General features: G+C 44.1%; 27 protein-coding genes. 18 read left to right on the forward strand and 9 right to left on the reverse strand.

The window, feature by feature from the left end; translation table 11 throughout:
* Window positions 1–110 precede the first annotated feature (110 nt).
* Window positions 111–1,466, forward strand: coding sequence for a TrkH family potassium uptake protein (locus tag JJQ88_RS12655; protein ID WP_210366274.1), 1,356 nt, complete (start codon window positions 111–113; stop codon window positions 1,464–1,466).
* A gap of 47 nt (window positions 1,467–1,513) precedes the next feature.
* Here JJQ88_RS12655 and JJQ88_RS12660 read toward each other — a convergent pair whose 3' ends face one another.
* A complete protein-coding gene (locus tag JJQ88_RS12660; protein ID WP_210366276.1) occupies window positions 1,514–1,861 on the reverse strand; it encodes a DUF3905 domain-containing protein in 348 nt (115 codons plus the stop codon).
* Window positions 1,862–2,114: 253 nt separating this feature from the next.
* Between JJQ88_RS12660 and JJQ88_RS12665 the strand changes: the two genes are divergently transcribed.
* The gene (locus JJQ88_RS12665; protein WP_210366278.1) at window positions 2,115–2,276 is read left to right on the forward strand and encodes a hypothetical protein; all 162 of its coding nucleotides are present in this window, start codon (window positions 2,115–2,117) and stop codon (window positions 2,274–2,276) included.
* Window positions 2,276–2,410: a hypothetical protein gene (locus JJQ88_RS21560; protein ID WP_282597699.1), complete on the forward strand. Its 135-nt coding sequence runs from the start codon at window positions 2,276–2,278 to the stop codon at window positions 2,408–2,410. The genes JJQ88_RS12665 and JJQ88_RS21560 overlap by 1 nt, the downstream gene beginning before the upstream one ends.
* Before the next feature lie 11 nt (window positions 2,411–2,421).
* Here JJQ88_RS21560 and JJQ88_RS12670 read toward each other — a convergent pair whose 3' ends face one another.
* Both JJQ88_RS12670 and JJQ88_RS12675 read right to left on the reverse strand, forming a co-directional pair.
* A complete protein-coding gene (locus tag JJQ88_RS12670; protein ID WP_210366280.1) occupies window positions 2,422–4,185 on the reverse strand; it encodes a B12-binding domain-containing radical SAM protein in 1,764 nt (587 codons plus the stop codon).
* Window positions 4,186–4,318: 133 nt separating this feature from the next.
* Window positions 4,319–5,362: an acyltransferase family protein gene (locus tag JJQ88_RS12675; protein WP_210366281.1), complete on the reverse strand. Its 1,044-nt coding sequence runs from the start codon at window positions 5,360–5,362 to the stop codon at window positions 4,319–4,321.
* A 325-nt stretch (window positions 5,363–5,687) separates the two neighbouring features.
* Here JJQ88_RS12675 and JJQ88_RS12680 point away from each other — a divergent pair, with 325 nt between their 5' ends.
* From JJQ88_RS12680 to JJQ88_RS12695, 4 genes are all read left to right on the forward strand, one after another.
* Window positions 5,688–6,701 (forward strand): 2-oxoacid:acceptor oxidoreductase family protein, encoded by a 1,014-nt coding sequence (locus JJQ88_RS12680; RefSeq protein WP_210366282.1) that lies wholly within the window; start codon window positions 5,688–5,690, stop codon window positions 6,699–6,701.
* A complete protein-coding gene (locus JJQ88_RS12685; RefSeq protein ID WP_210366283.1) occupies window positions 6,701–8,995 on the forward strand; it encodes a thiamine pyrophosphate-dependent enzyme in 2,295 nt (764 codons plus the stop codon). The genes JJQ88_RS12680 and JJQ88_RS12685 overlap by 1 nt, the downstream gene beginning before the upstream one ends.
* A gap of 484 nt (window positions 8,996–9,479) precedes the next feature.
* Complete coding sequence (locus JJQ88_RS12690; RefSeq protein WP_349237134.1) at window positions 9,480–10,628, forward strand: ATP-binding protein; 1,149 nt, start codon at window positions 9,480–9,482, stop codon at window positions 10,626–10,628.
* A gap of 257 nt (window positions 10,629–10,885) precedes the next feature.
* Entirely contained in the window at window positions 10,886–11,467 is a 582-nt protein-coding gene (locus tag JJQ88_RS12695; protein ID WP_210366285.1) for a DUF2087 domain-containing protein, read from the forward strand.
* A gap of 45 nt (window positions 11,468–11,512) precedes the next feature.
* Here the strand turns inward: JJQ88_RS12695 and JJQ88_RS12700 are convergent, their stop codons facing one another.
* Entirely contained in the window at window positions 11,513–12,298 is a 786-nt protein-coding gene (locus tag JJQ88_RS12700) for a carbon-nitrogen family hydrolase (RefSeq protein WP_210366287.1), read from the reverse strand.
* Window positions 12,299–12,426: 128 nt separating this feature from the next.
* Here JJQ88_RS12700 and JJQ88_RS12705 point away from each other — a divergent pair, with 128 nt between their 5' ends.
* The 6 genes from JJQ88_RS12705 to JJQ88_RS12730 all read left to right on the forward strand — a co-directional run bounded on the left by JJQ88_RS12705 (window position 12,427) and on the right by JJQ88_RS12730 (window position 18,198).
* A complete protein-coding gene (locus JJQ88_RS12705; protein WP_210366289.1) occupies window positions 12,427–13,605 on the forward strand; it encodes a pyridoxal phosphate-dependent aminotransferase in 1,179 nt (392 codons plus the stop codon).
* A gap of 250 nt (window positions 13,606–13,855) precedes the next feature.
* Window positions 13,856–14,101, forward strand: a complete 246-nt coding sequence (locus JJQ88_RS12710) for an aspartyl-phosphate phosphatase Spo0E family protein (protein WP_246861143.1) — start codon at window positions 13,856–13,858, stop codon at window positions 14,099–14,101.
* Window positions 14,102–14,748: 647 nt separating this feature from the next.
* On the forward strand, window positions 14,749–15,573 hold the full coding sequence (locus JJQ88_RS12715; RefSeq protein ID WP_210366291.1) for an electron transfer flavoprotein subunit beta/FixA family protein: 825 nt from the start codon (window positions 14,749–14,751) through the stop codon (window positions 15,571–15,573).
* 27 nt (window positions 15,574–15,600) lie between these two features.
* Entirely contained in the window at window positions 15,601–16,626 is a 1,026-nt protein-coding gene (locus tag JJQ88_RS12720) for an electron transfer flavoprotein subunit alpha/FixB family protein (protein ID WP_210366293.1), read from the forward strand.
* Window positions 16,619–17,914 (forward strand): FAD-dependent oxidoreductase, encoded by a 1,296-nt coding sequence (locus JJQ88_RS12725; protein WP_210366294.1) that lies wholly within the window; start codon window positions 16,619–16,621, stop codon window positions 17,912–17,914. The genes JJQ88_RS12720 and JJQ88_RS12725 overlap by 8 nt, the downstream gene beginning before the upstream one ends.
* Window positions 17,914–18,198 (forward strand): ferredoxin family protein, encoded by a 285-nt coding sequence (locus tag JJQ88_RS12730; RefSeq protein WP_210366295.1) that lies wholly within the window; start codon window positions 17,914–17,916, stop codon window positions 18,196–18,198. The genes JJQ88_RS12725 and JJQ88_RS12730 overlap by 1 nt, the downstream gene beginning before the upstream one ends.
* A gap of 175 nt (window positions 18,199–18,373) precedes the next feature.
* On the opposite strand, the gene JJQ88_RS12735 is transcribed toward JJQ88_RS12730, so the two are convergent.
* The gene (locus JJQ88_RS12735; protein ID WP_210366296.1) at window positions 18,374–18,709 is read right to left on the reverse strand and encodes a hypothetical protein; all 336 of its coding nucleotides are present in this window, start codon (window positions 18,707–18,709) and stop codon (window positions 18,374–18,376) included.
* Between the two features lie 216 nt (window positions 18,710–18,925).
* Here JJQ88_RS12735 and JJQ88_RS12740 point away from each other — a divergent pair, with 216 nt between their 5' ends.
* Window positions 18,926–19,450 carry a hemerythrin domain-containing protein gene (locus JJQ88_RS12740; protein WP_246861145.1) on the forward strand — a complete coding sequence of 175 codons (525 nt, stop codon included), beginning with the start codon at window positions 18,926–18,928 and terminating at the stop codon, window positions 19,448–19,450.
* Between the two features lie 57 nt (window positions 19,451–19,507).
* Here the strand turns inward: JJQ88_RS12740 and JJQ88_RS12745 are convergent, their stop codons facing one another.
* Window positions 19,508–19,702 carry a hypothetical protein gene (locus JJQ88_RS12745; protein WP_210366297.1) on the reverse strand — a complete coding sequence of 65 codons (195 nt, stop codon included), beginning with the start codon at window positions 19,700–19,702 and terminating at the stop codon, window positions 19,508–19,510.
* Between the two features lie 82 nt (window positions 19,703–19,784).
* Window positions 19,785–21,014, reverse strand: coding sequence for an MFS transporter (locus JJQ88_RS12750; RefSeq protein ID WP_210366298.1), 1,230 nt, complete (start codon window positions 21,012–21,014; stop codon window positions 19,785–19,787).
* 139 nt (window positions 21,015–21,153) lie between these two features.
* On the opposite strand from JJQ88_RS12750, the gene JJQ88_RS12755 reads away from it, so the two are divergent.
* Together JJQ88_RS12755 and JJQ88_RS12760 are read left to right on the forward strand one after the other, a co-directional pair.
* Window positions 21,154–22,149, forward strand: a complete 996-nt coding sequence (locus JJQ88_RS12755; protein WP_210366299.1) for a phosphotransferase enzyme family protein — start codon at window positions 21,154–21,156, stop codon at window positions 22,147–22,149.
* Between the two features lie 113 nt (window positions 22,150–22,262).
* Complete coding sequence (locus JJQ88_RS12760; RefSeq protein WP_210366301.1) at window positions 22,263–22,811, forward strand: GNAT family N-acetyltransferase; 549 nt, start codon at window positions 22,263–22,265, stop codon at window positions 22,809–22,811.
* Between the two features lie 136 nt (window positions 22,812–22,947).
* Here the strand turns inward: JJQ88_RS12760 and JJQ88_RS12765 are convergent, their stop codons facing one another.
* Window positions 22,948–23,679: a TPM domain-containing protein gene (locus JJQ88_RS12765; protein WP_210366304.1), complete on the reverse strand. Its 732-nt coding sequence runs from the start codon at window positions 23,677–23,679 to the stop codon at window positions 22,948–22,950.
* A gap of 2 nt (window positions 23,680–23,681) precedes the next feature.
* Window positions 23,682–24,254, reverse strand: a complete 573-nt coding sequence (locus JJQ88_RS12770; RefSeq protein ID WP_210366305.1) for a LemA family protein — start codon at window positions 24,252–24,254, stop codon at window positions 23,682–23,684.
* 198 nt (window positions 24,255–24,452) lie between these two features.
* On the opposite strand from JJQ88_RS12770, the gene JJQ88_RS12775 reads away from it, so the two are divergent.
* Both JJQ88_RS12775 and JJQ88_RS12780 read left to right on the forward strand, forming a co-directional pair.
* Window positions 24,453–24,893: a MarR family winged helix-turn-helix transcriptional regulator gene (locus JJQ88_RS12775; protein ID WP_210366306.1), complete on the forward strand. Its 441-nt coding sequence runs from the start codon at window positions 24,453–24,455 to the stop codon at window positions 24,891–24,893.
* Window positions 24,894–25,009: 116 nt separating this feature from the next.
* Window positions 25,010–26,704: a M3 family oligoendopeptidase gene (locus JJQ88_RS12780; RefSeq protein ID WP_210366307.1), complete on the forward strand. Its 1,695-nt coding sequence runs from the start codon at window positions 25,010–25,012 to the stop codon at window positions 26,702–26,704.
* Window positions 26,705–26,877: the final 173 nt, after the last annotated feature.

Genomic DNA, 26,877 nt, shown 5'->3' on the forward strand with positions numbered 1-26,877 from the left:
TTAAATAGATAAAGGAAATAATATGGATACTCTAATGAAAATACTTTATAATTCATTTGGTATTCATTATCATGGTATGTATATGAAATTGGCCGAAAGGAAAAAGCATTATGAGGATGAATGTAAGAAAAAATTTAAACAAATTGTCTCCTGCGCAGATCATTATTACCTACTATTTAATCGCTGTCGTTGTATCGATGATATTGCTCAGCTTGCCAATCGCGATCCAGCCGGGTGCGAAGTGGACATTTATGGACGCGCTGTTTACCGCTGCAAGTGCCGTTAGCGTGACGGGTCTGACTACGGTGAACATCAGCGAAACGTTGACCGTTCCCGGCATTTTCATCCTGATGCTTGTCCTGCAAGTTGGCGGAATCGGGGTCATGACGCTTGGAACGTTTTTCTGGCTGATCCTCCGGAAAAAAATCGGCCTAAGAGAACGAAGGCTGATCATGACGGATCAAAACCAGACACATATGTCAGGATTGGTTAAATTGTTAAAGGAAATCCTCTACCTTGTCATCCTGATTGAGGCAATCGGTGCATTGATTTTAGGGAGTTATTTCTTGAGATACTACCCAACCTGGGAAGAAGCATTCCTCCACGGAATGTTCGCGTCGGTAAGTGCTACGACAAATGCCGGGTTGGATATAACTGGCGCTTCCCTTAGGCCATTTACACAAGATTATTTTGTCCAGCTCATGAATATCCTGCTTTTGACACTAGGAGCAATTGGTTTTCCGGTACTGATTGAATTGAAGGGATTTTTATTGAGGAGGAATAAAAAAGTTCCCTACACGTTTTCGCTCTTTACCAAGATTACCACTATCACTTTTTTTGGGTTGCTTGTTTTAGGGACTATTGCGATATTCAGTTTTGAATACAATCGGTTTTTTGCCGATAAATCATGGCATGAAGCATTCTTTTATTCGTTTTTCCAATCAGCGACCTCGAGGAGTGCAGGGTTATCGACCATGGATGTAAATAACTTTTCGGATCCAACGCTGCTTATCCTGTGTGCCTTGATGTTCATCGGTGCTTCGCCGAGCTCCGTGGGAGGAGGGATCCGTACAACTACGTTCGCTTTGAATCTCTTGTTCCTTTATCATTTTGCACGAGGAAGAAGGACTGTCAGGGTATTCAAAAGGGAGGTTCATCAAGATGACATCATTAAGTCATTGGTTGTTTCGATTATGGCAGTCCTGATATGTTTTCTCTCTGTCCTCCTTCTGATGCTGACAGAAAACCAGCCTTTGCTGGCGATTATGTTTGAAGTGGCATCGGCGTTCGGTACAACAGGCTTATCAATGGGCATAACACCCGAACTATCCACCTTTGGAAAAATGGTCATCATTACTTTGATGTTCATCGGGCGGGTAGGGGTTGTTTCATTCTTATTTTTACTAAGCAAAAACGCTTATAGAGATAGCATCAACCTTCCAAAAGAAAGAGTCATCATTGGATAAAAAATCCGGGAGTATTCCCGGATTTTTTAATATATATGAAAACGAAATCAGTCCTTCCCTTTGCCGACATCCTTGGTGGGATGCATGAAAGGGTAGGCCATTGGTTTCCGTTTTTCCTCAAGCAATTCCCTGTTTTCTGCTGTATTCCAGCCAATATCGTTCGTTGGGTGTACCCAGTGGTCTCCAACCATGATTTCAGGGTCGGTATCCTCTGTCCAGTTCTCAAGCGGCGATTCAGGGGAAGCGTACACGCTGTCTCCGATGATGACACCGTGTTCATTCATGTATGGTGCCTGCATTTCAATGCCAGTACCCTTGAAGCTTGGGGCATTGATCTGATGCGGTAGTGTTTCCTCAATGTCCAAAGATTCAAGCTTTTGATCGTTTTTTTTCATCAAAACACCTCCTTTTCGCTGTCGGGATAAAGATTGAACCCAAAATTTCCTGCACCGGTGGCCGGCGTTTCGAAGGCCTTTGCCAATCCGGCAGTTTTTCCTTTTGAGGATAACAAATGGTGCCTGTCCTATCTAGTTTATTTTCCGTTAAAGGATAAATTTTATCATGACGGGGGCTTTGTAAAATAAGGTAATCAGAAAAATACATAGCAACCTGGTTTTTGAAAAAAATAAACCTGTGGAGGTGGAGGAAATGGTTAAGCGAAAAGCGGAAAGAAATGCTGTCTCAAAATATTCGCATACACCGAAAAAGAATAACCAGGAAACTGAGTTCAGTGCTGAATTTTCAGCTGGCGAAGAACCCGGAAAAGCGGCAAACCGCAATTCCAAACATGGAAGGAAGGGGAGATCATGATGAAGAAGCAGCAAAAACCGAAACCGTTCAACGTAGAATTCGGGAACGAATTTGGCGATATGAATGCCAGCAAGCTGTATGAATTTCCTCTATCCTGCAAGGAAAAAAAGCAAAGTAAGAAGAAAAATCATTAAAAAAGCCGGCGTTATAATGCCGGCTTCACATCTTGTTCAGTGAAAAGAAAAAAATCAGGTTTCTCTGTTTTCGGATCGAAATAAATAAGCATGAACCAAGGGGACTTCATGATTTCTCCACTTTCAAAATAATGGCCGAGGTCGAATGAAAGAACCTCCAAAAGCGTATGCTTGTACAGTTCTTTTTCACCGATATTCATCCCTGCGAAACGGGAACCCAGCGCCTCAGGGTTCGCGAGGATGCCGCGGTAGAGAATTGACCTTTGCTGTTTTTCCACTTGTGGAGCCCACCATGGCTTTCTTGGTTTGTATTTCATTCCGGCAAGGTAGTCATATTTCATCAGGCCTTGGATGATATCCAGGTCTTTTGTTTTGATTTCTTCAAGGAAACTATACAGCCGCTTGTACAGATCCTCCAGCTGGTGCCCGATCCTTGACCAGCCTTTCTGTTCCCAATAAGAACCGAATTCCTGGAAAAAATCAAAAGGGGTAGGGAAGGATTTTGTGACAAGATACTCTACGGTCCTATCCATCCGATGGTCATTCCAGTATTTTTCAAGAACATCCTCTACCTGCTTGATTTTGATGATATCGTTGAATCCAAGCACATTGTTGCCAAGGATCTCATACGGAGAGTGGTCCATGTAGACATAGTCATGCTGTGCGGCCCTCAGCCTCAGGCCGGTGCCCCGCAGCATCTTGAGGAATCCCAACTGCAACTCTTCAGGTCTCATCGCAAAAACATCGTTGAAGGTTTTCCTGAACGAATCGTAATCCTCTTCCGGCAAACCGGCAATCAAGTCGAGATGTTGAGCTATTTTGCCGCCGTCCTTCACCATTGTGACCGTACGTTTAAGCTTTTCGAAATTTTGTTTCCTCATCACGAGCTCATTTGTATAGTCATTTGTTGACTGGACTCCGATTTCGAACCTGAACAGTCCAGCCGGAGCTTCCTGGTTCAGGAATTCTATGACTTCAGGGCGCATGATATCTGCTGTTATTTCAAATTGGAATACCGTTCCAGGAACATGTTCATCAATCAGGAATCTGAACATTTCCATGGCGTAGCTGCGGCTGATATTGAAGGTCCTGTCAACGAATTTTATCGTTTTTGCTCCGTGGCCCATCAAATAACGGATGTCTTCCTTGATTTTCTCCCTGTCAAAATAACGGACACCGACTTCAATAGAAGAAAGGCAAAACTGGCAACTGAACGGGCAGCCACGGCTTGTTTCGATATATGTGACCCTTTTGGACAGGTGCGGGATGTCTTCCGGGAATCGGTAAGGAGACGGAATGTCCTTTAAATCAAGCTTGTTCTGCTGAGGGCTGACCCGCGGCAGCCCATCTGTCCTGTACGCAATGCCCGGTACGGAAGCAAAATTCCTATTTCCCTCCATTTCCGCAAGGAGCTGCTTGAATGTCTGCTCTCCTTCACCGATGACAATGAAATCAAACTCCCTTACACGATCCATCCATTCCATGACATCGTACGTTACTTCAGGACCGCCAACGACAATCTGAATCGAAGAGTCGATTTTTTTGATCATCTTGATCGCTTTGATTGTCTCTTCAATATTCCAGATGTAGCAGCTGAATCCGATGATATCAGGTTTCTTTTGGATTAGGTCTGTGACGATGTTGAGGATTGGATCCTTGATGGTATACTCAGTCAACTGAATATCATACTCAGGCTGTGCGTATGCCTTTAAATACCTGATTGCCAAATTTGTGTGTATATACTTCGCATTAAGCGTGGTTAAAACAATGTTCATCATGAAAACTCCTTATCCATTCATCCATGAGTTAATCAACATTTAATTATAGCCCAGTTTTTTAAAAAAAGACAGGCGAAATCTATTTACGGTGACCGGCGGCAGAAAAAAGAGCCATCCGTCAGGAATGGCTCTAGTTGCTCAACAGCTTTTTCCGGTAAAATCTGGCGATGCCCGAAATCCGCGTTTTTAATTTATTGATTTTTGAAGTCCTTAATTCGATGACTGGCTGTGCCAATGCAGCCGCAAATTTGCTTGATAAGGTCAATGTCAGCAATAGCGCAATTGCTGCGAGCAGAAGGAATGTTTCTGTATCATGGAAAAAACTTTTCACTTCACTTTCACGGAACGTCCGGATAAAAAATCCATGCAACAAGTATACATATAAAGTGTTTTTACCCAGATCAGTGAAGAAATACTGTTTTTTTGGAACGATGGTCAAGAAACTGAATACCATCAGCAAACTCAGGATATAAAAACCTAGCCTGGTGAACATACTTGAAATCGATGCGGCCTCCAGTTCTGAATAGGGCTTTGAACCAAGCAGCCATTTGTAGTCAATATCGGGATTGAAATAAAAGCCAGCGAAAACAATTGCAAAAGCAATTAAGCCGCCTATTTTGAAGCCCGGCCTTGTCAGGACACGGATGTGGTCTTTCGTCAAATGGTATCCCAGCAGGAAAAGAGGGAAGAACACAAAGGTCCGTGACAGGCTCAAATAGTTTGAGATCCAGTCAATGTATCCGGCACCGAGTCCTAAAGCGAATGCCAGGAAAAGACCCAACGGTGCATTGAACTTGGAGAACCCGATCAGCATGATATTCCAGCAGAATAAGCTGATCAAGAACCATAGCGACCAATGCGGATTGAATGGATCAACTGTAAAAGTAGATTTACTGTAAAGAAAGTAATAGAAAATAGAATAGATCAATTGGAAAATAAGGTATGGCAAGATTAATTTTTTCGATATTTTCCAAATGTACCCTTTCTTACTGAAGCCCCTTGCGAAAAATCCAGAAACAAGGATGAAGGCTGGCATATGGAATGTGTAAATCACCTTATATATGTTGTAAATCATTCCATTATCTTCGATGAAAGAGCGAAGAAGATGCCCAAAAACCACGAAAAAAATCAAGATGAATTTCGCGTTGTCAAAATAATAGTCTCGTTGTTTCATAACTCCTCCCTTGATTAACGACCCCCATAACACACTATAAACCATTTACCCGCAAAAACTTATATAAAAACCATGTCAACCGCTGAAATTTAAGGAAGCTTTACCTTTAAGAGGGAGCCTCCACTGTACTACTACATATTAATTTCTGTTATATAAAAGAAAACGTTGATATTACTAGTTAAAGATAAACTTTTATGTGGTGTTGCAATAAAAAAAGACAAATGTTTGATATATGTCACAGCATTTACGTTCAGAAGGAGTTAAAATAAATGGTGGGGAATGTAAATGTTCTATACCTTTAGTAATCAAAATGGGGAGGGAGATTATGTCTATCTTACCGAAGAAAAATGAGTTAGGCTTTTTTGAGATCAGACTTGAATCAATTGGGGGACTTGGCGCGAATCTAGCTGGAAAGATGCTTGCCGAAGCTGGAGTGCTCGGGCTTGGCTTGAACGGCTCCAACTTTTCATCATATGGATCGGAGAAAAAAGGTTCGCCTGTGAAAAGCTTCGTCCGCTTTTGTGACCCAGGAACTGAAATCCGCGTCCACAGTCCGATCGAAGAACCGCATGTAGTAGGAGTTTTTCATGAAGCTTTGTATAAGATGGTAGATGTTGTCAGCGGTTTAAGGCCGGATGGCATCCTGCTCGTAAACTCGACAAGGGATTTTGACGATATTAAGAAGGACCTTCAACTCGAATATGGTACCTTGGCAATCGTTGATGCGCTATCCATTGCTGTAGAAGAAAAGACAAAGGTAAACACTGCGATGCTAGGAGCATTATACCGCATCATCGACTTCCTTGATCCGGAAGCAATGAAGAGTGTCATACGTAAAACATTTGAAAAGAAATATCCACATTTAGTCGAGCCGAACATCAGGACATTTGAGCGCGGTTTCAATGAAGTTCAATTAAAAGTATATGAAATGGAAGAAGGGGCCCAGGGAAAGGAATTCAAACGCCCGATGCCTTTGCTTGGCTACGGGACCCAGGAGATCGGCGGCGTCATTACTGCGCAGGCGAATAGTATCCTGAAGGACCTAAGCGGTTCAAGGCAAGGTTTCCTTCCGAAGTTCGTCCAGGAAGAATGCATCAATTGTGCAGCCTGTGATACTGCCTGCCCTGATTATTGCTTCGTGTGGGAAGAAGGAGAAGACAAACGGGGCAGGAAGCAAATGTTCTTAAAAGGAATCGATTATCAATATTGCAAGGGTTGCCTGAAGTGTGTGGAAGCTTGCCCGACTTCAGCACTGAGTGAATTGAGGGAAACGATTGGCTACGCAGATGAAAATAGAGTGAAGCATAATTATCCTTATGTGACAGGAGGGGTTATTTAATGGCCATATTAGAAGGGAATCTGAAAAAGATGGGTGCTGCTGAACAAGTCACAACCTTTGAATCAGGCAACGAAATGGCGGCAATGGCTGCAGCACAAATCAACTATCATATCATGGGCTATTTTCCAATCACTCCTTCTACCGAAATCGCCCAATTCCTTGATCAGATGAAATCCAGGGGACAGCATGATATCAAGCTGATCCCGGCAGATGGCGAACATGGATCAGCTGGTATTTGCTATGGTGCGGCTGCAACAGGGGCTCGTGTATTCAATGCTACTAGCGCAAATGGTTTGATGTATATGCTCGAACAGCTGCCAGTACAGTCAGGGACACGTTATCCAATGGTCATGAACCTTGTCACACGGTCGATCAGCGGCCCGCTTGATATCCGTGGTGACCACTCAGACTTGTATTTTGCCCTTAACACAGGATGGGTGATCTTGACCGCAAGGACCCCGCAAGCTGTTTATGATATGAATATTATGGCGTTGAAAATTGCTGAACATTCAGATGTCAGGCTCCCTGTCATGGTTGCGTATGATGGCTTCTTCACATCGCACCAAAAGCGTAAAGTGAATTATTTCAAGGATCGCGCTGTGGTCCAGCAGTTTGTCGGTGAATGCCCGACTGGGTACAATTTTGCAAGGGACCCGAAACAACCCGTTACAATCGGGGCACATATGAATGGTGACGACTTGATCAATAACCATTTCCAACAATCCGAAGCAATGTATAAAGCTAAGGATGTATTTAAAGAAGTTTCTGCCGAATACGCTAAGCTCTCCGGCAGGAGTTATGAGATTCTCGATCTGTACAGGATGGAGGATGCTGAGGTCGCACTATTCCTGCTGAACTCCGCGGCTGAATCGGCGAAAGATGTTGTCGATAAATTACGTGAGCAAGGAATCAAAGCAGGGGTGATCAGCCCGAATATCATTCGCCCATTCCCGGCTAAGGAAATCCGTGAAGCGCTGGCAAACGTCAAATCATTGCTTGTCGGTGAACGCGCTGACTCATATGGCGGCCACGGGCCCAACTTGACACATGAGATCAAGGCTGCACTGCAGGAAGATAAAAAGAATTCGACAATCGTCCTCAGCCGAGTGTTTGGACTGGGCGGCAAGGATTTTTATGCAGACGATGCGGAAGCCTTTTTCAAAATGGCGATCGAAGCAATGGAGAAAGGCTATGCTGAAAAGCCGTTCGATTACTATGGCTACATTACTGGTGAACCAGAAAATGCGTTAAAGCAAGTCATCGAACCACAGCATGGCGATGTTTATAAAACAGGTCTAATCAATGTTACACGAAATGAAGAAACGAATAAACTGAACGTGAAGATTCCACCGCTGCGCTCACTGACTTCAAAACCAAAACGAATTGCCTCTGGCCATGGCGCGTGTCCTGGCTGCGGGATTTTCGGAGGCTTGGAATTGTTCTTCAAGGGCATTGAAGGCGACCTTGTAGTTTTGTTCCAAACAGGCTGTGCGTACGTTGTCACGACTGCTTATCCTCATACTTCCCATAAGCAGACAACAATCCATAATCTGTTCCAGAACGGTGCAGCAACCTTGTCTGGAACTCTCGAAGCGTTTCTTGAGCTGAAACGCCGGGGGGAAATAGAAGTATCAACGGATGCGACATTTGTTATGGTAACAGGGGATGGCGGAATGGATATCGGGATGGGTTCAGCAATCGGTACAGCATTGCGCGGACACAAGCTGATTATGCTTGAATATGATAACGAGGGCTATATGAACACTGGCTCACAGCTTTCGTATTCTACGCCGTTCGGGCACATGACAAGCACATCGAATGTAGGCAAAGCCCAGAAAGGAAAAGCCTTTCATCATAAAGATACAGCTCAGATCATGGCATCGACAAACATTCCTTATGTGTTTACAGGTACAGAAGCATTTCCGCAGGACCTTGTCAAAAAAGCGGCAAAGGCACAATGGTATGCCCAGAATGTCGGTACTGTGTATGGGAAGCTACTTATAACTTGCCCGCTTAACTGGAAATCGGAAGACCGTTATGGACAGAAAATCGTCGAAGCTGCAGTGAACTCAAACTTCTTCCCGCTTTATGAAGTTGAGGAAGGAATCACCAATATTACGTATGATCCGGAAGCAAAAAACAAAAAAGTACCCCTATCAGAATGGCTCAAATATATGGGCAAGACAAAGCATTTATTAAAAGAAGAAAACAAAGGGATGCTTGAAGAATTCGAGGCTGAAGTCGATAAAAGATGGCAGAGACTCAAAGCCAAACATGAAAACGAATATCTATAAGACATAAAAGTTTTGAGGCTGTCCCAAAAGGTCATGATTTTTGACCTTTTGGGACAGCCTCTCTTTTTTTTTTTATGAAAAATTCAATTTTTCCTGGAAGGACAGGTCCTGTTCAGCTTGCTCAACCTCCAATGAAATCCCCTCGATAGCTGAAACAATCTTCGGGTATTTCCCATCAAGTTGACGATCGTACTTTGAAAGAAAAGCGGAAGTGCTTTGGTCATCCCCGACAAGTGCTGAAGTTAGACAGGCTCACCGGCGCGCCTGCGAAAAGCGGCTGACTAAAACCGCCGCGTCCTGCGCAAATCAACGGATTGTTTTACAGTCAAAAGAAAAGAGGTGCAAAAGTTATACTTTTGGGACAGCCTCTATTGTTTTTTGAGAATTCTGTTTATTGCGTAAAAAATGCATCATTTTTGAAGGGATTTATACTATTCTTGTAGAAATTACAAGTAATATGGTAAATATACAAGGAGGCTTTCAGGTGAATAGTGCTCACTACGCAGATGAGATTAAAACTCTGAAAGACAGAATCGCCAGCCTGGAACAGGAAAATACCTCTCTTAAAAAATTCTTTTTTAAAACGGAGAAATTTTCTCCTCCTCCCCGGAATTTTTCTAAAGAAAATGAAAGCCTAAATAGCCGTTTCGCAGAGTGCGAGGGATTAATCAGAAAGCTGTTCATTGAGTCATCGGATGGAATCATTCTCTGGGAGCCAACCGGCAAAATCGCCGCTGCCAATGACGCAGCCTGCGGCATATTTGGTTTGTCGAGGAAAGAACTGCTGCAGCATAAGATTCCCGAGTTTTCTTTGATCAAGGATGGCGGGCAAAAAGGGAGGCTTTCCCTGCAGATTCATATGGGAGAAAAAAAGCATTTTGAATACAAAACACACCGGGACATGATGAGCGGGTATCGTTTAACCCTTTTTCGGGATATAACCGAAAAAGTGGAAATGGAAGATCGATTGGGAAAATCCGATACCTTGAATATGATCGGGGAGCTTGCAGCCGGGATTGCCCATGAAATAAGAAATCCAATGACTGCGCTGAAAGGTTTCATCCAGCTTCTTGAAAGCAGTACAGAAGGCGAGTATTCGCTTTATTTTCAGGTGATTACCTCTGAACTCCAGCGGATTGATTCCATCATAAATGAATTCCTGATCCTTTCGAAACCCCAGGCGATTAAATATGTCTATACAGATTTAGTGAAAATTATGAAGGAAACAGTCGATCTCCTGACGGCACAGGCTGTGCTGGACGATGTCCAATTCAGGACACATTATGACGATGCCTTGCCCGAATTGCTATGTGAACCAAACCAATTGAAAAAAGTATTCATAAATATCATAAAAAACGCAATTGAAGTTATGCCAAATGGAGGATACATTACCATATCGATCAGCCAGGCTGCGGGTGAAAGAATACATATATCCATCAAGGATGAGGGAGAAGGAATTCCGGAGGACAAGCTGGCTAAGCTAGGGGAACCATTTTTCACAACAAAAGAAAAAGGTACGGGCCTTGGATTGATGGTGAGTTACAAAATCATCAAGGAACATGGAGGTACGATAGAAGTAGAAAGTGAGGTGGGCCATGGGACAGTCTTTCATATATATCTGCCAATCAAATGATTGGGAAGATTGTGCAGTCTGATCATCAAAGCAAAGGATTGGACTGTTTTCTTTTATTCAATGAGAATACTGGCAGGTGTAACAAGATCCGTTGCGCACTCCAATTTAGGGGATGTAGCATAAGGGAATGAAAGTCTGTTTAGTCTTTAATCCGCCATCCCGTATTTTCTTTTCAATCTCCCTTTTAATATTGTAGGATTTGATTTATATTAGATGTATATCTAATTAGATGTATACTTAAAGAGGGAGCTGATTGAGTGCAGCTGGACAGAATTGTTGCCTTTCATAAGACGATGGGTGATCCTACAAGAATCAGAATTGTGGCTTTGCTGTCCGGCGGCCCCCTGCATGGTCAGGCGATTGCCGGAAAACTTGGACTGACTCCGCCTACAATTACCCATCATATCAAGAAATTGCGGGAGATCAATGTCATTTATGAGAGGAGGGACAAAAATACCATCTATTTTCATTTGAATGAATCTGTCATCAGGCAGCAGGCAAAGACGCTAGGGAGGCTGATTGAAGAGAAGGAGGATGTGGAAGAGTTGATTGGGCAGAATCTCGAAAGGCAAAAAGTGATCAGGAATTTCTTTACAAAAGATGGGAAATTACAAAATATCCCCGCCCAGAGGAAGAAAAAACTGATTGTCCTTGAATACATGGTCCGAGGGTTAAAAGCTGGGAAAAAGTACCCTGAAAAAGAACTGAATGGATATATCAAGCAATTCCATGAAGACTTTGCAACCATCAGGAGAGAATTCATCATCAACCATTACATGTATAGAGAAAATGGCATATATGAATTGAATCCTCCGGAAATGTGGGCCAAACCAGAATAGGAAGCATGAATGACTGCTTCCTATTCCATTTCAAGATATTCTTCTTCAGGTGTACTTCTCCGGCCTGCGGTCGGCAAAAATCGGGATGCGGCTCCTCGTTTCCTGCACTTGGTCGAGATCGATTTCGGCAACAAGAATTTCCTCGCCAACTCCTGCCTCGGCAATGATTTCTCCCCAGGGTCCAATGATCATTGAGTGACCGGCAAACTGATTGTCCGGGTCCGATCCAGAACGGTTACAGGCAATGATAAAGCATTGGTTTTCTATTGCCCGGGCAATTAATAGGGTACGCCAATGCTCGAGCCGCTGGATCGGCCATTCTGCAACGACGAATATGGCAGAAGCTTCCTCAAGAGCGTGGGTGCGAACCCACTCGGGAAAGCGGATATCATAACAAATCAAGCCGGCAAATTTGCTGCTGTCCAAGGAGAATAAGCCCTTTTCTTTACCGGCCGCTAAATATATATGTTCATCCATCAGCTGGAATAAGTGAAGCTTGCTATATTTCCCAACCTGTTCTCCGTTCTTGTCATAAATGAGCATCGTATTTTCAATCCCATTGTCCGTCTTGTTAGCGACCGAACCTCCGACAACATGGGCGTTGTGCTTCAAGGCAGCATTCTTGATAAAGGCTGAGGCTTCCATTGCCCCCACATCTGCTTTTTCCTCAAGGTTCTTAAGATCATACCCTGTAGTCCAAAGTTCAGGAAGTACGAAGATATCGGGGTTTTCATTACTTGCCTTTTCCATCAATTTCCCCGCTTTTCCGTAATTTTTTTTAGCATCGCCGAAAGCGATATCCATTTGCAGACATGCAATTTTGTACTTCATATTCATCCCCCTCGATTTGATATCTGAAAATTTGCTCTTTACAAGTCCTTCTTTACGTTATATCTTTTTCACAAGAATTTCAAATTAAAGTTTTCAAGATTCTTATTACTCTTAAGCAGGTGAAAAAAATGGATTTTCAGCAATCAGAATTATTAAAGAATTTACCGAAGCAATTTTTTGCGGCTCTCGTGCAAAAAGTAGAGGGATATTCAAAGCAGGGTGCCGATATCATCAACCTCGGACAGGGCAACCCTGATCAGCCGACGCCGTGCCATATAGTCGATAAACTGAAGAAAGCTGCGGATAATCCTAAAACCCATAGATATGCCCCATTCCGGGGGCTCAGTTCATTACGGGACGCCGTGGCACAATTTTATGAACGGGAGTATGGAGTAGGAATCGATCCGGATGAAGAAGTGGCGATTCTTTTTGGCGGCAAAGCAGGACTTGTTGAAATTCCCCAATGCCTGTTAAACCCAGGAGATACGGTACTTGTTCCCGATCCAGGTTACCCGGATTACTTGTCAGGTGTCAAGCTGGCAAGGGCTGAAATGGTTCAGATGCCGTTATATGAAAAAAATGGCTTCCTTCCTGACTATACAGAATTGACAGCTGAGCAGTTATCAGCTGCGAAGTTGATGTTCCTGAATTATCCAAACAACCCGACAGGCGCTGTAGCCGGGAAAGAGTTCTTTGATGAGACAGTCAAGCTGGCGAGGAAAAATGGAATATGTGTGGTCCACGACTTTGCATATGGGGCAATCGGGTTTGACGGTAAGCGCCCATATAGCTTCCTCCAGACAGAAGGAGCAAAGGAAGTTGGCATCGAGATTTATACTCTTTCGAAGATTTATAACATGGCTGGCTGGCGGGTGGGCTTTGCGCTAGGTAATAAAAGCGTGATATCAGCCATCAATCAGCTTCAGGATCACATGTATGTAAGTCTGTTTGGTGCCGTTCAGGAGGCTGCGGCTGAGGCGCTCCTCGGGCCTCAAGATTGCGTCGTGCAATTGAATGCTTTATATGAAACAAGGCGTAACACATTCATAAAAGGACTAAGGAACATTGGCTGGGACGCCGATGCGCCAAAAGGGTCGTTTTTTGCATGGCTCAAGGTGCCTGGAACTTTCACCTCTTTGGAATTTGCAGACTACCTCCTCGAAGAAGCACATATTGCCGTCGCGCCTGGGATAGGGTTTGGCGACCATGGAGAAGGATATATAAGGGTTGGTTTGCTGACTTCTGAAGGAAGACTGCGTGAAGCCGTCAATCGGATTGAGAGGCTTGGAATATTTAAAAAGAGATGATGGCAACCATTCTTGTGCAAGCATACTTTTGATCAACCGAGGCAGTCGCACATTTCTTTGTTTACCAGTTAAAGGCATTCTGATTATCTGCAAGCAGGCTGAACTTTGTCGAAGAAAAACATTTTTTCGGTGATTCCTGTCTTGTTTTGCGATTCTATTTACATCTGTAGCATCATTTGCAATAATTCTTCAAGTGGTCTTCTATTTTTATGGAAAGAGCTTGAATGGAGTCTTTTAGGAGGAAAAGAAATTGTATCAATCGCAAGCTGGTTTATTGAAAGAAATAGATGAGATAAGAAAAAAGATGATTTCTGCCGCAAGGGAAACTGGATATACAAGTGAGGAGACTGTCCGGTATAGCCAGGAGCTTGATCAATTGATTCTTGATTACCAAACATTACGCATGGTTCCGAGTTTACAAAGGGAGAAGGGGAAGCATCTGATTAATCAGCTGGGCTTGATTGAAAAGAAGAAAAAAATCTGGTTGTCTGCCTGATCCCGCATTTTTTTTCAAGGTTATGTTAAGACAGTGTTGTTATTGCATGTCTGTTGATTGGAGCGGAAGGCATACGATTCGAGCTGAAGCGGCGGAATAGGCAGCCCTTGAAGAATCAGCAGAAGTATGTAGTGGAAATCAGCTATTCTATGAAGGACAGCAAATTCCGAAAACAAAGTTGACAGATAAAGCCACTGCCAAAACAAGGTGGTGGCTAACACTCACTCTTGAGTAATCCACATTTATATGCCGATTTCCCAATACCATTGATTGCTTTAATCAATGTTTTCATATTAATTTAACAATTTGCTCAAATTTTCACTTATAATGTGACATTTGTCATAGTTTTTATTTGCTCTTTTTTTATATTTTTAACATAGATAGGTTTTTATTCTAGTAGCCTTATAGGGCTTTTCCTTCACCCCATGATATCACCACCAGACGAAAACATATTGCATTTTCAGTTTCAATTCACCATCACAGTTTCCGATTTTCGAAACCGCTAGTTGAATCGGCACCCACAACACGATTTTCACTTTTTCAAATGTTGGTACTATGCTTGTGATGCGATTCATATATCGTACTACATAGCATTTTAATTTCAACCAAAAGAAAACGTTTTCATCACAAGGAGGGGAAAAGAGAATATGCATATTGTCGTTTGTGTCAAGCAAGTGCCCGATACGAAAATCATCAAAATCAATCCAAAGACCAATACCCTGGACCGGCGAAGTGCCCCGGCCATCCTGAATCCATACGACGCTCACGCTGTCCAGGAAGCCGTAAAGATCCGGAACAAGACTGGCGGAACGATTTCAGTTCTGTCAATGGGTCCCCCGCAAGCAGTGGCGGTCATTAAAAAAAGTGTTGAGATTGGAGCAGACAAGGGCTACTTGATTTCTGACAGAGCATTTGCCGGGGCGGATACACTCGCCACAAGCTACGCTCTATCCAAAGCGCTTGAAAAAATATCGAAGGAAACTCCGGTTGACCTGGTCATTTGCGGGAAGCATGCTATTGATGGCGATACCGGTCAAGTAGGGCCCGGTATTGCAAGACGCCTGGACATCCCGCCGGTTACAAATGTCATTGAAGTTTCAGAGGTTGATATAAAAGAAAAGAATATCCAGATCAAGCGCAAGCAAATAAATGGCTATGAAGTCATCCAGTCCGAGCTGCCATGCTTGCTGACTGTGGAAAAAGAGATCAATGACATTGAATACGCGCCGCTGCCGAACATGATCAAGGCTGCGAGGTATGAACCAGTCATCTGGTCAGTGAATGATTTGGATGATGTCGACAAAGCCCAGCTTGGCCTGAAAGGCTCTCCGACAATCGTAGGCAAGATGTTCAGCCCGCCAAAGCTTGAAGGCGGCAAGAGATTGGAAGGAGACGTTGAATCCCAGGTAGAACAGCTGATGGAAGTATTGATGGAAAGAAAAGATTTATTGGTCAAATCGGCAAATTCTTGATTCCATGTATAAAGGGGGAAAAGCAGGATGGAAGAAAACCAGGGTGTCTGGGTGTTCATAGAAGTGAATGAAGGAAAGATCGAAGGTGTTTCTTTGGAGTTGCTTGGTGCTGGCAGGAAGCTGGCAGACAAACTTGGCGTTCCGCTTGCAGGTGTCATGCTTGGAGAAGGCGTGCTTCCAATCGCTAACGATGTCATTTTTTCCGGGGCCGATCAAGTATACGTGATTGACCATCCAGTTCTGAAACATTATCGGACTGAATCTTTCATGAAAGGCGTCTGTGAGCTTGCAGAAAAATACAAACCAGAAATTTTCCTTTACGGTGCGACACCAAATGGGAAGGACCTGGCAAGTGCTGTAGCAACTGATTTAAGTACAGGATTGACTGCCGATACCACAATGCTTGATGTCGATGTGGAGAAACGGCTGCTCGAAGCGAGCAGGCCAGCTTTTGGCGGAAATATCATGGCAACGATCCTCTGTAAGAAACACAGGCCACAGATGGCGACAGTCCGGCCGAAAGTCATGAAAGCAATGGAACCCGACCCAGCAAGGAAGGGCGTCATTATCGAAGAAGAACTGGATCTTCGTGAAGAGGATATGCGAACAAAGGTGCTTAAAATTGTGAAGGATGTAACAAAAAAAGCAAGCCTGGCAGAGGCGCACGTTATTGTGGCCGGTGGGAAAGGGCTTGGCGACCTCCAAGGGTTTCAGCTTATCCATGATTTGGCTGAAGTCATCGGTGCAAGCGTTGGAGGGACAAGGGATGTTGTTGAAGCAGGCTGGCTGCCGCACGAGATGCAAATTGGGCAGACTGGGGAAACGGTCACGCCAAAAATCTACTTTGCCATTGGCATTTCCGGGGCAATCCAGCATGTTGAAGGGATGAAAAATTCGGAGCTCATCATCGCCATCAATAAAGATCCGGAGGCGCCAATCTTCGATGTAGCAACATATGGCATTGTAGGTGATGCGCTTGAAATTGTTCCTAAGCTGATCCAGCAATTCAAAGAGCTCAGCAAAGAGAAGGGCGGGGAAATGAGCTATGTCTGAAAAATTTGATGTCATCGTGGTCGGAGCCGGGCCTGCTGGAACTGCATGCGCCTATACAAGTGCAAAAAATGGATTGAAGGTTTTATTGATCGAGCGCGGAGAGTATCCGGGCAGCAAAAACGTCATGGGTGGTGTCCTCTACCGCAAGCAGATGGAAGAGCTGGTGCCTGAGTTCTGGAAAGAGGCCCCGCTTGAGCGGCCGGTTATCGAACAGCGCTTCTGGATGATGGATAAAGAATCGGTTGTCCAATTTGGCTATAAAGGCCTTGAGTGGGCAGTGGAGCCTTATAATAACTTTACCGTCCTCCGTGCCCAGTTCGACCAGTGGTTCGCACAGAAAGCTGTGGAAGCAGGCGCCCTGCTGATCAATGAAACCGTTGTGACTGAGTGTATCGTCGAGAATGGCAAGGTGATTGGCGTTCGTACCGATCGTCCGGACGGAGAGGTTTTCGCGGATGTTGTCGTCCTTGCTGATGGAGTGAACTCCTTATTGTCTAAGCAACTTGGTTTCCATAAAGAGTTCCGTCCGGATGAAGTAGCATTGACAGTGATGGAGGTCATCAACCTTCCAAAAGAAAAAATCAACGATCGATTCAATCTTGAAGGGAACAACGGAGCGACGATCGAAATTTTTGGAGACTCCACACAGGGAAACCTTGGAACCGCCTTCCTCTATACGAACAAAGAAAGCTTGAACATCGGAGTCGGTACAACGTTATCGAGCATGATCAAAGCAAAGCTAAAGCCATACGAGCTGCTTGATTATTTGAAGAAGCATCCGATGGTGCGCCCATATCTTGAAGGAGGGGAGTCTGCTGAGTATTTAGCCCATCTGATTCCTGAAGGAGGCTACCATTCCGTACCTCGTGTAGCTGGAAACGGCGTACTGGTCATCGGTGATGCTGCCCAGCTGGTCAATGCTATCCATCGCGAGGGCTCCAATATGGCGATGGCATCCGGAAAAATGGCAGCGGAAGCAATCGTCGAGGCGAAAAAAGAGGGAAACTACAGCGAAGCAAGCCTGAATCGATATAAGGAAGCATTGTATGGCAGCTTCATCATCAAAGACCTTGAGAAATATAAGGACGCCGCCCATACCTTTGAAACTTATCCGCAATACTTCAAAGAATATGTTCCGATGATGAACCAGGCAATGAGCAAGTTCTTTACGGTCGATGGTACGCCTAAACGCGAGAAGCAAAAGGAAATCATGAAGAGTGTGACGGCAGAGAGAGGAACGTTCAAGGTTATGCAGGATATCTATCGTGCCTGGAAGGCGGTGAAATAATGTCAACGACAAACATAGAGGAAAAGCAATTTCTGTTAAGGTTTAGGTGTGACACAAAATCCCATCTCACAGTATTGGACCATGACGTCTGCATGACCCAATGCCCTGATAAGCTCTGTACGGTATTCTGCCCTGCGGAAGTATATAAATGGGAAGGGACACGGATGCAGGTGGGCTACGAGGGATGCCACGAATGTGGAAGCTGCCGGATCGGCTGTCCATACCAGAACATCAAGTGGGAATATCCTAAAGGAGGTCACGGAATCGTTTTCCGGCTTGCTTAAATTATTTGAATAGGACTTGATGACACAGAAGATGAAGCTGGCGGGACAAAGAGAGTCCGCCAGCTTTCATGCCTTTTTTGAAGGCAATTTTAACAACAATTTCACCATATGTAAGTTATTTCACAAAGAACTACAAAAAGAGAAAAGCTTAATCAATGGGGGAGAAGAAGGGAGGTTAGCTTATTTTTTCCTGGAGGAGGACTGCATGCAGGAGGTCATTGCGGACTTCGTTTTCTAACTTTCGGGCGGCTTCTACAGCATCATCAAAACGGTCATACGAAGAAGATGTGTAGACTGGCGGAGCACCATCTGCAAAACCGGCCGAATCGGTTTGATATACAAGGACATTCCAGTGGTAATATTCCTTTCCGGTTGCCTTTTGGCCTTGAAGGCCAATCAGCAAATGGCCGGGCAGCATATCTTGCTGAAGTTCCAGGAAGGCTTTCCTGTCATTTGCCCCAGCGGGAATCAAAGCCTTGTCATAAAAGTCGCGATAGAAAGCATTTTTCATCAACTCACTCCTTTTGCCAATATCTATAAACATATTATATGAAAGGAAACACTAAATTTGAAGATTAATTGTTAAAATTTTTAGAAATCTTTTCAATATGTCATATTTTCTCCACATTTAAGAAAATTGCCTGATCATGTGATAAGAATCACAACATCTCCACAGCTTCAATTTTATACTGATGGTATCAAAGAGAGATAGGGGAGGCAGAGAAATATGACAGGCTGTATGAGCGGCTTAAATCATTATCCTGATACTATGATGTGTGACGGGCTGGAGCAATTAAAGGGTGAGCATCCGCCTCTTTTAGAAATGTTAGACGGATTAGTGACCCTTGCCAAAAGAATTGAACAAGACCAAAGGGAAGAGGATTTCTCTGCACTAAGGAAAGCTGTGGAGAAATTCCTTTCTAGGCTTGAACCGCATTCCGAGCGAGAAGAAGGGGTACTGTTCGAAATGATGGCTTCCTATATCGGCAGGGAAATGGGTCCAATCGCGGTCATGGAATACGAGCATGATCAAGCGAAACGTTTGATTGGCACATTCCTTCATAATACGAAAGATGGTACTTCAGGCTTTACAGTTCAAAAAATGAACGAGAATGCCCAATTGATCATACACGCGAATGATACGCTTGTCAGCCATTTTGCCAAAGAAGAAAACATCTTGTTCCCAATGGCAGAAAACATGCTTTCTGCAGACGAAAAACTGGAATTGGCAGAGAAAATCAAAATGAATTGACGATAAAAAGGGTGGAAAAGGACAATAAGTCCATTTCCACCCTTTTAGCTATTTAAGCTAGGCTTCAGTAATAGTCACAAGCTTAATATCCTTCGTATCGAATCTGTGGAAGACATTGTCTTCGCTGGTGAATTCAATCACGCCCTCGTGATCCTTCGCATCCTGGATCGCTTCTGCAACATCCTCGACTTCAATCATCCTTGATACGGAAAAATCCTTTTCAAAAAAATAATCAATTTTAAACTTAGACATGGTAATCTCCCTTTCAAAAAACTTACTCAATACATTTTTCCTTTAAGGGAGGAGTTATAAACATTTTTTTAATAATTAGAGATTATGCGTTCCACTTAGCCAGTATGCTGTCCGAAGGCAGGAATAGCGTCAGGATGCCAAGCAACGGCAGGAATCCTACTGAGATGATCATTGCTTGCAAGCCGATTAGATCGGCTATATAACCAAGGCCGACTGAACCAATGGCCCCCATCCCGAATGCTAAGCCGACAGTGAGTCCGGCCATCGTGCCAATCTTGCCTGGAACAAGTTCTTGTGCATAAACAACTGTTACAGAGAAGCTTGACATTAAGATGAAGCCGCCTGCAAGCAGCAGGATGAATGCGGCTGCTGGGGGAACGAATGGTATGAGTGCCGACAATGGCGCAGTGGCGACCATTGACAGGAAGATGATGTTCTTCTTGCCGAAACGGTCTGCGAGCGGCCCGCCAAAAAATGTGCCGAAAGCTCCGGAAACGAGGAATGCGAACAGGAAAATCTGTGCTTCTTTGATACTCAAGCCGTATTTTTCGATTGCATAGAAGGCATAAAAGTTTGTCATCCCTGAAATATACCATGAACGGGCAAAAATCAAGAATAAAATCAAAACAAGCGCAGTTTTGACACTTTTGGATAGCCCGTTGCGTGCATGGTTGGAAGATGCGTTCGATCTGGCAGCGATATTTTCAGCATTGAGCCTTTTTGTATACCATGAGGCGATATATATAAGTAAAACGACTGCCAACGCGGCCACCAGGGTGAACCAGGCGGCGCCGATCTGGCCAAGGGGCACCAGGATGACGGCGGTGATCAAAGGAGCCAGTGCCTGGCCAGAGTTTCCGCCTACCTGGTAAATCGATTGGGCAAGTCCTCTGCGCTGGCCAGCAGCCATATAAGCGACCCTCGAGCCTTCAGGATGGAAGACAGCGGATCCCAAGCCGATAAACAAAACAGAAAGAATCACAAACTCGAAGCTTGAAGCAAAAGCAAGCCCGAGCACGCCGAATAAGGTGAATGTCAATCCCAGGGGTAAAGCATAAGGCATCGGTTTTTTGTCTGTCGCCATGCCAATCACAGGTTGGAGGATCGATGACACGATGTTAAGCGAAAAAGCGATCATCCCTAATTGAGTGAAGGATAATCCCATCGATTTTTCAAGTATTGGAAACATGGCAGGAATGACAGATTGGATCGAGTCGTTCAGTAAATGGGTCAGTCCAATGATAAAAAGGATTTTGTAAGCAGTCTCGTTTTGCTTTTGCGGATTTATTTTGACAGCTGCTGATTGGGTCATGATTGTCTCCTTCAGAATTATTTCGGATACCTGCATTTTATTTTACAGAAAAAGTTCAGAGATAAAAATAACATATTTTCTCAAGAATAGTAAGTGATATATAATTTGATTATTGAGAAAAAACAAAAAAGGTGACGGAATGGAAAAAACAATTGAATGTTTGCTGACGGAAGTAATTTTGAAACAGTTTTTGATGAAATTTGGGCTGGAGGAGAAAGTCAAAAAACTCGGTGATTTCGAGAACTTCGTTTATGAAACATATAAAGACGGCGAGCCCTGCATTTTGCGGCTGACGCACAATTCCCATCGAAGCATTGATGAGATCGCATCTGAACTCGACTGGATCAGGCATCTTTCCAAAAGCGGCCTGTCAGTGCCCGATGTGTTTGTATCAAAAAGCGGTGAATTTGTCGAATCGATTCCTGTACAAGGTAATCATGTGTTTTTCGGCAGCCTATTTTCAAAGGCGAAGGGAGAGCCTGTAAAGGCGCACTCTGCTATATTTGACGAACCGCTGTTCAGGCTTTGGGGAGAAACGATCGGGAAAATGCATCTGGCAACAAAGAAATACCATCCCTCGGAAGGAATCATAGCAAGGAGCCGCTGGGACGAGGATGATTTAATGAAAATAGAAAAATATTTTCCAAACGATGACCCAGAAGTGACCAAGAATGCAAAGGAAATTATCGACACTGTGTCCCATCTGCCGCGAAGCCCAGAAGATTTTGGCCTTATCCATTCGGATATCCATCTCGGAAACTTCTTTTTTGATGGCAAAAACCTCAATGTCTTCGATTTCGATGATGCGAGTTACCATTGGTTCGTATCCGATTTGGCGATTCCGTTATATTACTCCATTCTAAGTATCGCGCCGTATGAAAAGAAAGAGGAACGCCAGCGGTTCGGCAATCGCTTTTTCAAAGTTTTCATCGAAGGGTACGAAAGAGCAAATCAGCTGCCGGAAGGATGGGAGGCACAGCTGCCATTGATGCTCATGCTGCGCGATGTGACCCTTTATTCTGTCCTTCATAAGAAAGTTTCTCCGGAAGGCCGCAATCGCAATGGACGGATCAAGGAAATGGTTGACGAGATCAGGGACAGATTGCGGAAGAAGCAGCCAATTTATCAGGAATGAGGCAGAAAACAATCCGTCTTTTCATTCTTTATAAAAGAGAAGCCTTGAAAGCAGGACGTTCCATTAAATCACTTAATGATATCAAGCCAATGCTAAGAGGGGAGTGGCTAAGGATGCAGAATGTTAAGATTAGAAGGCCGCTAGCGAAGGAAAGGCTACAGTTAAATGAATTTTTTAAATTGGTCATTACGGATACCTTTATCAAGGAAGGAATAGGAGAAAAACTGGATGACCTTCATGAAGAATGCGCGATTAAGGAAAAATACTTGGAAAATGATTTGGAAAGCGGTGGAAAAAAACGATATTTTTTGATTGCTGAAGCTTCCGACAGAATAATCGGTTCAATTGAATATGGTCCGGCGAGCAAGCTTATTTGTGACTCTACAGATAATGCTTTCGGAAAAACAGTTGAGGTAGGCACAGTATTTGTCCATCCCGATTATCAAGGGAAAGGTATTGGAAGCATGCTGCTAAATGAAATAGTATTTGTATTACAGAACGAAAGGATAGAAGCGTTTTGCCTGGATAGCGGTTATTCGATTGCCCAGAAAATATGGAAAAAGAAATTCGGGAAGCCAGAATACTTGTTAAAGGATTTTTGGGGTGAAGGATCTGACCACATGATTTGGGGGCTCAAAGTGAAAGATTGGATTCGGAAATGAAGGAAAAACGTTCTCCCTCAATAAACGTAAAAAAATGCCCAGGGCTAAAAGCCCCGGGCATTTCCACGAAGCAATCCAATATGAATCTCCATAAATGGCGGTTACGGCCGCAATGGAAATGAACCGGATAGTTCAATTACCATCCTCTGCTTGCTCCGCCTCCACCTGAAGATCCCCCGCCGCCCCCACGAGGGCCGCCTCCTCTGCCGCCTCCCCTGGTAATGATGGAGAGGAGAGCGTAGGTCAGTGTGCCTCCGAAGAACTTGAAATCCAGGAAGACGATGGCGAATACGATAATCGCCAGCAACCATCCGGGAATTGGCAGTTCTTGCTGTTGCCTGCTTGTTGAAGTATCGGATTCCTCCGTTCCGGAAACCTCATTTGCAAGGGCCTTGTACGTATTCATGACGGCAAGGTTCGGCTGTCCATTTTGCAAATGTGGAATCGCGTATTCATCAAGAATCCAGCCAGCCTTTCCATCAGGAATGGTTCCCTCGAGACCGTAGCCGACCTCAATCCGGATTTTTTTCTCTTTCACGGCAAGGACCAGAAGGGCGCCATTATTGTTTTCCTTCGTCCCAAGCATATATTTCCGGAAAGCTTCGACAGCGTATTCCTCGATGCTCGCATCACCAATTGACTTTACGGTCAGTACAGCAACCTGCGAGGTGGTTTTGCCCTCTATTTCCCTGCCGAGACTCCGAATCTGTGTCTCTTCGTTTTCATTTAAAACATCCGCAAAGTCCTGGACGTAAATGTCTCCAATTGGTCCGGGTATTCCAGCGGGCGCCGCGATTGCTCCGGCCGGGAGCAGCAACACCAGGGCGATCAGGATAGCTGCTATTCCGGAGAATCTTCTTGGTTTCATTGTCAGTCTCCAAAGTCAACCGCAGGCGTTTCCTGCGCCCGGGGGTCGGCTTTAAAGTATTCTTTTTCATCAAAACCGGTCACAGCGGCGACAATAGCACCCGGGAATCGCTTCACTTTTTTATTGTACCTGGAAACCTGGTCATTATAATCCTTCCTGGCTACAGCGAGCCTATTTTCTGTTCCGGCGAGCTCATCCATCAATCGGGTGAACTGCTTGTCCGCTTTCAAGTCCGGGTAGTTTTCAACGACGACAAGCAATCGGTTTAACGCACTCGATAGTTCAGCGTTCGCAGTTGCTTCTTCTTCAGGAGTCTTCGCTCCTGCCAGCTGTGCTCTCGCATCAGAAATCGACTGGATGACTTCCTTTTCATGGGCTGCATAGCCTTTGACCGTATTGACGAGGTTCGGGATCAAATCCAGCCTCCTTTGCAGCTGATTTTCCACCTGGGCATACGCCTGGTCTACATTTTCTTCCTCTGAAACAAAACTGTTATAGCTTCCAATCATCATGAAGATACCGCCTACAAGCAAGATGGCGATGATGATCATTATTCCTTTAAATCCAGATTTCATGATTAGCCACTCCTGTTAATGAAATGTTTTATTGATGCAAGTATTTTTCCCTCTTTTGGGAATCTTTTAAACTAAGTAAGATATTTTATGGCCCACAGGGATACCGAAGGAAGAATAGGAAGGTTAATACTGCTAAAATTTCAGATATCAGCTATACTCTTATTATGGGAATGTGTAAAAAGTAAAGGATGGACTTATATGAATCATGGCAAAGAAGAACAATCATTGAAACTATTCATTGTCCTGTCCAGAGCGTACAGGGCGATCAACGAAAAAGTGAATAAGGGCATTCAGAAAAAAGGTTTGAACCCGACTGAGTTCGCTGTCCTCGAACTATTATACCATAAAGGGGAACAGCCTCTGCAGCAAATAGGAGGAAAGATTTTGCTCGCGAGCGGCAGCATCACTTATGTAGTCGACAAACTTGAAGAAAAAGGCTATCTTAACCGCATCGCCTGTCCAAAGGACCGCAGGGTAACCTATGCGAAAATTTCTGAGGAAGGGAAAAAACTGATCGAAAGCATTTTTCCTGAGCATAGCGCGCTGATCCATGAATTGATGGGCAGCCTATCAGAAGAGGAAAAGGATATAGCCATTGAACTTCTGAAGAAGCTTGGACTCTCTGTCAGCAGATATTAAAACGGCTAATGCGCCGTTTTTTTTCTTTGCTAAAAGGATAATCATGAACAGTCATAGAATAGGAATATGATAGGGGTTCGCCAGTTAATCCCAAAAATGAAACGGGGGGAATGGAAATGAAATTTGAGGAATTTACATATACCCGCCCTGATTTGGGCGAGGTGACAGCAAGGTTTGAAAAAGCGCTCGAAAAATTCAGGAATGCCGGTTCCCTTGAGGAACAGAACGCGGCGATGAATGAAATCAATGGTCTTAGGAATGATGTCAACACGATGTTCAACCTATGCTATATCCGCCACTCTATTGATACGGAGGATGAATTTTACAAAACAGAGCAAGACTACCTCGATGAGCTTGCACCCCAGATAGAGGGGCTGGTGACAAAATATTATGAAGCACTTGTCGCTTCTCCTTTCCGTGATGAGCTGGAGAATAAGTGGGGACGCCAGCTTTTTGCATTGGCTGAGGCCCAGCTTAAGCAATTTTCTTCGGAAATCGTGCCTTTGATGCAGAAGGAAAACAAGTTATCGACTGAGTATACTAAGTTAGTTGCATCAGCCAAAATCATGTTTGATGGTGAAAAAAGGACGCTGGCACAACTTGATGCTTTTACAGAGTCAAAGGATCGTGAGATAAGGAAGAGAGCGAGTGAAGCAAAATTTGGATTTTTTGCTGAACACGGGGAAGAATTCGACCGGATTTTTGATGACCTTGTGAAGGTAAGGACTGAAATCGCGCACAAGCTGGGTTATGAAAATTTTGTCGAATTAGCCTATTACAGGATGTTCCGTACAGATTATGACAGCAAAATGGTTGCCGCTTTCCGTGAACAGGTACGAAAATATATCGTTCCGACAGCAACGAAACTGAAGGAGCGGCAGAAAGAACGGATCGGGGTTGATATGCTGAAGTATTATGACGAGCCATTCAATTTCAAGAGCGGGAACCCTGCTCCGAAAGGGGCCCCGGAATGGATCGTTGAGAACGGACAAAAAATGTATGATGAACTTTCTCCTGAAACAGGTGGATTTTTCCGATTCATGATTGAGAACAACCTGATGGATCTTGTCGCCAAGAAAGGAAAAGCCAGCGGAGGCTATTGCACGTATATCGAGAATTACAGAACTCCTTTCATTTTTTCGAATTTCAATGGGACCTCCGGTGACATCGATGTCCTTACCCACGAAGCAGGCCATGCTTTCCAAGTCTATGCAAGCCGGCATTTCGAGATTCCGGAATACAACTGGCCAACCTATGAAGCGTGTGAAATCCATTCCATGAGCATGGAATTTTTCACATGGCCATGGATGGAACTGTTCTTTCAGGAAGATACGGATAAGTATAAATTTTCGCATTTGAGCAGCAGTCTGCTCTTCCTTCCATATGGAGTTTCTGTCGATGAATTCCAGCACTGGGTATATGAGAATCCTGATGCGACGCCAGCAGAAAGGAAGCGCCAGTGGCGTGAAATCGAGAAGAAATACCTTCCGCACAAGGACTATGACGGAAACCATTACCTTGAGGAAGGGGGCTTCTGGCAGCGCCAGGCGCACATCTACAATTCGCCGTTCTACTACATTGACTATACACTCGCCCAAATTTGTGCATTCCAGTTCTGGAAAAGGTCCAGGGAGAACAAGGAAGATGCATGGAATGATTATGTAAAGCTATGCAAGCTGGGAGGCAGCATGTCGTTCACAGAGCTTGTGAAACAGGCAAATCTGATTTCTCCATTTGAAGAAGGCTGTGTTCAGTCGGTCATTGGGGAAATCGAAAGCTGGCTTGGCTCAGTGGATGACCAAAATCTATAAAGAAAAAAGCGAAGCCCAAGGGTTTCGCTTTTTTTGTGCATGAAATGATTATTTCATGCACAAACCTATTGCTTAGCGATGCGCGTGGCAATGGTTTTATAAAGGCAAATTGATGATTCTTTTAGCGGGAATGTGCTTGTTAGTGATCTTCTTCAATTAGCATATGAAAAATT

This window comes from Bacillus sp. REN3, assembly GCF_017912555.1.
In the GTDB taxonomy this organism is placed as follows: domain Bacteria; phylum Bacillota; class Bacilli; order Bacillales; family Cytobacillaceae; genus Mesobacillus.